General features: G+C 73.1%; 5 protein-coding genes. 3 read left to right on the forward strand and 2 right to left on the reverse strand.

Annotated elements, in window-relative coordinates; translation table 11 throughout:
* Positions 1–10: 10 nt before the first annotated feature.
* The 3 genes from ABZW03_RS11050 to ABZW03_RS11060 all read left to right on the forward strand — a co-directional run bounded on the left by ABZW03_RS11050 (position 11) and on the right by ABZW03_RS11060 (position 3,372).
* Positions 11–1,063 (forward strand): ABC transporter ATP-binding protein, encoded by a 1,053-nt coding sequence (locus ABZW03_RS11050; RefSeq protein WP_355254886.1) that lies wholly within the window; start codon positions 11–13, stop codon positions 1,061–1,063.
* Positions 1,053–2,165: a dipeptide ABC transporter ATP-binding protein gene (locus ABZW03_RS11055; RefSeq protein ID WP_355254888.1), complete on the forward strand. Its 1,113-nt coding sequence runs from the start codon at positions 1,053–1,055 to the stop codon at positions 2,163–2,165. Before ABZW03_RS11050 ends, ABZW03_RS11055 begins: the two co-directional genes overlap by 11 nt.
* 157 nt (positions 2,166–2,322) lie before the next feature.
* Positions 2,323–3,372, forward strand: a complete 1,050-nt coding sequence (locus ABZW03_RS11060; protein ID WP_355254890.1) for an ABC transporter ATP-binding protein — start codon at positions 2,323–2,325, stop codon at positions 3,370–3,372.
* A gap of 17 nt (positions 3,373–3,389) precedes the next feature.
* Here ABZW03_RS11060 and ABZW03_RS11065 read toward each other — a convergent pair whose 3' ends face one another.
* Together ABZW03_RS11065 and ABZW03_RS11070 are read right to left on the reverse strand one after the other, a co-directional pair.
* Complete coding sequence (locus tag ABZW03_RS11065; protein ID WP_355254892.1) at positions 3,390–5,108, reverse strand: ABC transporter family substrate-binding protein; 1,719 nt, start codon at positions 5,106–5,108, stop codon at positions 3,390–3,392.
* A gap of 137 nt (positions 5,109–5,245) precedes the next feature.
* The coding region (locus tag ABZW03_RS11070; RefSeq protein ID WP_355254894.1) for a hypothetical protein at positions 5,246–7,168 on the reverse strand (1,923 nt) is incomplete at its 5' end.

A 7,168-nucleotide genomic window follows, 5' to 3' on the forward strand; every position in this document is an offset into this window, starting at 1 on the left:
GGAGCGCATCGTGAGTACAGCGGTGGACACCACCGGGCGCGAGCGGGAGGCGCCGTACCAGGGGCCGCTGCTCGACGTCCGGGACCTGCACGTCGAGTTCGTCACCCGGGACGGCGTCGCCAGGGCCGTCAACGGGGTGAGCTACTCCGTGGCGGCCGGGGAGACGCTGGCGGTGCTGGGGGAGTCCGGCTCGGGCAAGTCGGTGACGGCGCAGGCGATCATGGGCATCCTGGACATGCCGCCGGCCCGGATCCCGCGCGGCGAGATCCTCTACCGGGGCCAGGACATGCTCAGGATGAGCAAGGAGGAGCGGCGGCGGATCCGCGGCCGGAAGATCGCGATGATCTTCCAGGACGCGCTGTCCGCGCTGAACCCGGTGCTCAGCGTGGGCTACCAGCTGGGGGAGATGTTCCGGGCGCACCGGGGCGTCTCCCGCAAGGAGGCCGGTGAGAAGGCCGTCGAGCTGATGGACCGGGTACGCATCCCGGCGGCCAAGGAGCGGGTGAACGACTACCCGCACCAGTTCTCCGGGGGCATGCGCCAGCGCATCATGATCGCGATGGCGCTGGCCCTGGAACCGGACCTGATCATCGCGGACGAGCCGACCACGGCCCTGGACGTCACGGTGCAGGCCCAGGTGATGGACCTGCTGGCCGAGCTCCAGGCCGAGTACAACATGGGCCTGATCCTGATCACCCACGACCTCGGCGTCGTGGCGGACGTCGCGGACAAGATCGCGGTGATGTACGCGGGCCGGATCGTGGAGACGGCGCCGGTGCACGAGCTGTACGCCCGGCCCGCGCACCCGTACACCCGGGGCCTGCTGGACTCGATCCCCCGGCTGGACCAGAAGGGCCAGGAGCTCTACGCCATCAAGGGCCTGCCGCCCAACCTGCTGCGCATCCCCGCGGGCTGCGCCTTCAACCCCCGCTGCCCGCGGGCCCAGGACGTCTGCCGGGCCGAGGTGCCGGAGCTGTTCCCGGTCACCGAGGAGGACGGGACGCCGTTGGAGGGGCGCGGCAGCGCCTGCTTCTTCTGGAAGGAGACCCTCCATGACCGTTGACGGGGCCAGCGCGCTGGGCGCGGCGGTGCCGGAGGAGGTCGTCTTCGCGCAGGAGGTGCCGCGCGGCGAGCCGATCCTCGAAGTCCGGGACCTGGTCAAGCACTTCCCGCTGACCACGGGTGTCCTGCTCAAGCGGCAGGTCGGCGCGGTGAAGGCGGTCGACGGGGTCAGCTTCGACCTGATGCAGGGCGAGACGCTCGGCATCGTCGGCGAGTCCGGCTGCGGGAAGTCCACGCTGGCCAAGGTGCTGATGAACCTGGAGCCGGCCACCGGGGGATCGGTCCGCTACAAGGGGGAGGAGATCTCCCGGCTCTCCGGCGCGGGCCTGAAGGCCGTCCGGCGGAACATCCAGATGGTGTTCCAGGACCCGTACACCTCGCTCAACCCACGCATGACGGTGGGCGACATCATCGGCGAGCCCTTCCAGATCCACCCGGAGGTGGCGCCTAAGGGGGACCGCCGCAAGGCCGTCCAGGACCTGCTGGACGTGGTCGGGCTCAACCCGGAGTACATCAACCGGTACCCGCACCAGTTCTCCGGCGGCCAGCGCCAACGCATCGGCATCGCCCGGGGGTTGGCGCTCAAGCCGGAGATCATCATCTGCGACGAGCCGGTCTCGGCGCTGGACGTCTCGGTGCAGGCGCAGGTGATCAACCTGCTGGAGCAGCTGCAGAGCGACTTCAACCTGTCGTACATGTTCATCGCGCACGACCTCTCGATCGTCCGGCACATCTCGGACCGGGTCGGGGTGATGTACCTGGGGAAGCTGGTCGAGATCGGCAGCGACGCGGAGATCTACGACCATGCGACGCACCCGTACACCCAGGCGCTGCTCTCGGCGGTGCCGGTGCCGGACCCGACGGCGCGGGAGAGCCGGGACCGGATCGTGCTCGTCGGCGACGTGCCCTCGCCGGCCAACCCGCCGTCCGGCTGCCGCTTCCGCACCCGCTGCTGGAAGGCGCAGCAGCGGTGCGAGGTCGAGGAGCCGCTGCTGATCGAGCCGTCCTGGCTGGCCGAGGCGGCGCGGCACGACTCGGCGTGTCACTTCGCGGCGGAGCGTGGCGCGGAGCGTGGCACGGAGCCGGGGGAGGGCCCGGGCTGAGCCGGGGCCCTCTACCAGGGCGCGTCCCCGCAGGCGGGGGCGCGCCCTTTCCCGTGACGGAAAAGAGATCTGCCGCAGGCTCGCCAAGTGCGGTCCGCTCCTTGATAGTTGCTCTGCGCCCGGTGGTGGACGCCGTGGTGCCGAGGAGGCTGCTCTGATGGACGCGGTGGAGCTGATCGGCGGCGGCCGGGGGAGCGTGGAGCCCGGGACGCCGTTGCTGGAGGTCGACGACCTGCACGTGGAGTTCCACACCCGGGACGGCGTCGCCAGGGCCGTCAACGGGGTGAGCTACTCCGTGGCGGCCGGGGAGACGCTGGCGGTGCTGGGGGAGTCCGGCTCGGGCAAGTCGGTGACGGCGCAGGCGGTCATGGGCATCCTGGACATGCCGCCGGGGCGGATCACCTCGGGGCGGATCCTGTTCCGCGGCGAGGACCTGCTGACCATGAGTGAGGGCGCCCGGCGGTCCATCCGGGGCGGGCACATCGCGATGATCTTCCAGGACGCGCTGTCCGCGCTGAACCCGGTGCTCAGCGTGGGCTACCAGCTGGGGGAGATGTTCCGGGCGCACCGGGGCGTCTCCCGCAAGGAGGCGAAGGCGAAGGCCGTCGAGCTGATGGAGCGGGTGCGGATCCCGGCGGCCAAGGAGCGGGTGAACGACTACCCGCACCAGTTCTCCGGCGGGATGCGCCAGCGGATCATGATCGCGATGGCGCTGGCCCTGGAGCCGGACCTGATCATCGCGGACGAGCCGACCACGGCCCTGGACGTCACGGTGCAGGCCCAGGTGATGGACCTGCTCGCGGATCTGCAGGCCGAGTACAACATGGGGCTGATCCTGATCACCCACGACCTGGGTGTGGTCGCGGACGTCGCGGACAAGATCGCGGTGATGTACGCGGGCCGGATCGTGGAGACGGCGCCGGTGCGGGAGCTGTACGCCCGGCCCGCGCACCCGTACACCCGGGGCCTGCTGGACTCGATCCCCCGGCTGGACCAGAAGGGCCGGAACCTGCACGCGATCGGCGGCCTGCCGCCGAGCCTGCTGAGCCTCCCGGAGGGCTGCGCCTTCCACCCCCGCTGCGACCGCGCGCAGGACCGCTGCCGGACCGAACTCCCGCCGCTGGCACCGGTGACCGGCGAGTACGGTTCGGAGCTGACGGGCCGCCGCAGCGCCTGCCACTACTGGCGCGAGACGCTGCACGGCTGAGGCCCGCCCGGCCCGGGCTACTTCACGAAGCCGACGTTCTCCCAGACGATGTCGGACAGGCCCTGCGCGCCGATGTTGGCGAGCTCGGCGCGGGCCCCGAACAGCTGCGGGCGCTGGTAGAGCGGCAGGACGCCGGCCACCTTCCAGAGCTCGCCGTCGGCCTGGTTGATCGCCTCGGAGGCGGTGGCCGCGTCGGGTGCGGCGGCGGCCCGGTCGAGCGCGGCGTCCACCGCCGGGCTGCCCGCGCCGACGTGGTTGGTGCCGCCGCTCTGGACGAAGTTGGCGCGGTTGCCGCTGGCCGGGAAGGGGGTGCCGAGCAGCGAGTAGGCGGCGATGTCGAAGTCGTTGCGGTTGACGTACCGGTCGAAGAACTCGTTGGCGGGGGCGGTCACCGTGGTGACCTTGATGCCGACGTCCTTGAGCATCCTGGTGGTGTTGGCGGCCTCGGTCTGGGCCGGGGTGACACCGGCCGGGACGACCATCCGCAGGTTCAGCTCGCGCCCCTCCTTCCGCCGCACGTCGCCGTCCAGCTTCCAGCCGGCCGCGTCCAGCTTGCGGGCGGCCTCGGCGGGGTCGTAGCGGGCCAGGCCCAGGGAGTTGTCGCGGTAGCCGCTCTGGTTGGTGACCAGTAGGTGGTTGTTGAGCGGGACGGCCGGCCAGTCCAGGCCGCTGAGGTCGGCGCGGATCACCGCGTCCCGGTTGATCGCCTGGAAGACGGCCTGGCGCACGGTCGCGTCGCTGAGCGCGGGGGTGCGGGCGTTCAGGGTGAACTGGCGGAAGTCCGGCCCGCCGGCCCGGCGCACCACGGCGCCCCTGGTGCTCTTGACGGCCTGGTAACCGGCCACGTCCGGGCCGATGTTGACGAGGTCGAGCTGCCCCTTGGTGAAGGCGGCGGGCATCGCGTCGGGCAGCATCGCGTGGAAGACGATCCGGTCCAGCACCGGCTTGTCGCCCCACCAGGAGGGGTCGGCGACCAGCGTGACGGTCTGCGCGGCGCGGTCCAGCTGCTCGACCTTGAACGGGCCGGCGGTGACCGGGATGGCGTCCAGGTAGGAGCTGTTGAACAGCTCCGGGGTGGATATCCGGGCGGCGGGCAGCAGCGGGGCGTTGCCGGCGCTGTTGAACATCGACTGCCACTCGGAGAACGGGTGGTCGAAGGTCATCACGGCCTGGAAGTCGTCCTTGCCGCGCTCGACCGCGGAGACCAGCTCGAAGCCGGTGCTGCTGGAGGACTTGTAGGCCGGGTCCTTCCCGTTCAGGGCGCGCCAGTTGGCCTCGATGTCGCGCCAGGTGATCGGGGTGCCGTCGGACCAGTGGGCCTTCGGGTTGAGCGTCCAGGTGACCACCTGCCGGCCGTCCCTGACGTCGGCGTGCGCCTCCTGGAGGTAGGCCGGGTTGGGGGTCTGGGTGCCGGCCGCGTCCGAGCGGAAGAAGGTCGGCAGCAGCGGCTTGCTGACCGCGATGGTCGAGGACTCGCTGCCGTCGGTGTGGATCGGCGACCACTGGCGGGAGAACTGGGAGATCGCCAGGTTCAGGGTGCCGCCCTGGCGCAGCTGGGCCCGGTCGTGCGGGTTGATGTCGACCGAGGTGAGCTTGGGCGAGGCGGGGGCGGACGGCAGCGCGTCGGCGCCGGAGCCGTCCTTGCCGGTGGTGCAGGAGCAGAGCGCGAGCGAGAGCGTGAGGGCGGTGAGACCGGCGAGCAGGGCCGTCCCGTGGTGCTGGAGGCGGCGGCGCATCGGCGTGCTCCCCGGGTGGATGTGGCGGATGGTGTGGCGTCACATCTTGCTGACCGGGAGGGGGCGTTGTCGAGGGGCGGGCCCGGATGCGGGCCCACCCCTCGGAAGCGCGGGTTCGTCGGACGACGAACCGTCCGTCAGACCGCGAACTTGAAGGTGCGGTCCTTGTCGCCGGTCTTGTCGAACACCGAGGTGATGCCGTCCGCGACGTCCTGCGGGGTGATCGCGACGAGCTGGCCGTTCTTCTTGACCTTCACCTTGTCGAACACGTTGCCCAGCTGGCCGGAGAGCGCGTCGAGGTCCCACTTGGGCACGATCTTGCCGGAGGCGTCCGGGACGAGGGTGAGCACCTTGGCGGCGGTCTTCGGGCCGAAGTCCCAGGACTTGGTACCGGCGACGACGTGCACCTTGCCGGAGGCCACCTGCTTGCCGAGGCTGTCGGCGGCGGCCTGGAGGGCCTGGGTGGAGATCTTCGGCTGGGCGGCCGTGACGGCGAGGGCGATCGGCTGGTCGGGCTTGCCGTCGGCGCGGTCGCGGTAGGCCTGCGCGATCACGTCCAGGGCGCTCGCCGAGTCCACCGCCTGGCCGGCCCGGCCGGGCACCACGATCGGCTCGCCGTTGACGTCGCCGAACTTGACGTAGCCCTCCTGGAGGCCCTGGCCGGAGCCGGCCGCGAGGGTGTCGAGGGCGGCCCTGAGCTTCGCCCGGTCGACCTTGACCTCCGGCGCGACGGCCTTGGTGCCGCCCTGGAGCGACTTGATGACGTCGACCGGGTTGTAGCTGTGCTGGGCCAGGCCGTCCACGGTGGCGGTGGTGTCGAAGCTCAGCCCGGCGACCGCCGGGTCGAGGTCCACGCTCTGGTCGCCGATCTTCAGCTTGAGCGGCTGCTGACCGGCCTTGCCGACCGACTCGTCCAGCTGGTGGATCGCCTGGTCGCGGCTGCTGCCGCCGATCTCGGCGCCGAGCACCACGGTGCCCTTGGGGACGTCGGACTGGTTGAGCATCAGGCCGGTGCCGTACGCGGCGGCGCCGAGGAAGAGCACCGCGCCGATGCCGTAGACGCCCAGCTTGACCAGCTTCTTGCCGGCTCCGCCGCGCTTGGCCTTGGCGGGGGCGGCGGGCTCGGCCTTCGCCTTGGCGGGGGCCGGAGCGGGGGCGGCCTCGGCGGCTCCCTTGCCGCCCTTGGGGCCCTTGGCTCCCTTGGCGGCCTCGGCGCCCTCGGGCCGGGGGCCGGGGGCCGGGGCCGGCAGCGGGGTGACCGTGGTGGCCTCCGCGTCGCCGCCGGGCAGCGGTGCGCCGCCGGGCTGGGGGGCGGCGCCGGGCGCGCCCGGGAAGAGGGCGCCGGGGCCCGCCGGGGCGGCGGGGACGTCCTGGCCGGGGCCCGTCGGGCGCTGGGTGGCGAACGGGTCGGTGCCGGTCGGGGCCGAGGCGAACAGGCCCGGCTGCGGACGGCCGTCGGCGCCGTGCGGGGCGCCGTCGCGGGGCAGGCCGGGTATCGCGGCGGGCGGCGGGGTGGTGTCGCGGATCGGCGCGAAGCCGTCGACCGAGGTGTCCTCCGGGTTCGGCTCGGCGGCCGGCCCGGTCTGCGGGTGCGGTGCGGGCGCCGGGCGGCCGTTCGGCTGGAAGCCGTTCTGCGGGCCGGGCTGCTGCGGGCCGCCTGGGCGGCCGTCGCGCGGCCGGCGGTTCTGCGGCTGCCCGTTCTGCTGCCCGCGGTTGCGCTGGGGGAGGCCGTTCTGGGTGCCGGCGTCGGGGACGGAGGTGCCGAACGGGTCGGCGACCGGGGCGAAGGGGTCGGCGGCCTCGTACACGCCGGGCTCCTCCACCGGGGCCTCGGCGCGGAACCGCGCGGCGGGCGCGGCCTGGTCCGGCCGCTTGCCCTGGGCGGGCACCGGACGGCCGTTCGGGGCTCCGTCGGCCCGGGCGGCCTGGCCCGCGGCCGGGCGGGCACCCTGCGGGCGCGGCTCGGCGGCGGGGGCGGGCGCGGCCGGGGCCTCCGCCGCGAGCGCGGCGCCGGCCGGCACGGTGGCCGGGGCGGGCTCGGCGGCCGGGGCCTTCTTCTG

Source organism: Kitasatospora sp. NPDC004799 (assembly GCF_040609095.1).
Classification (GTDB): domain Bacteria; phylum Actinomycetota; class Actinomycetes; order Streptomycetales; family Streptomycetaceae; genus Kitasatospora.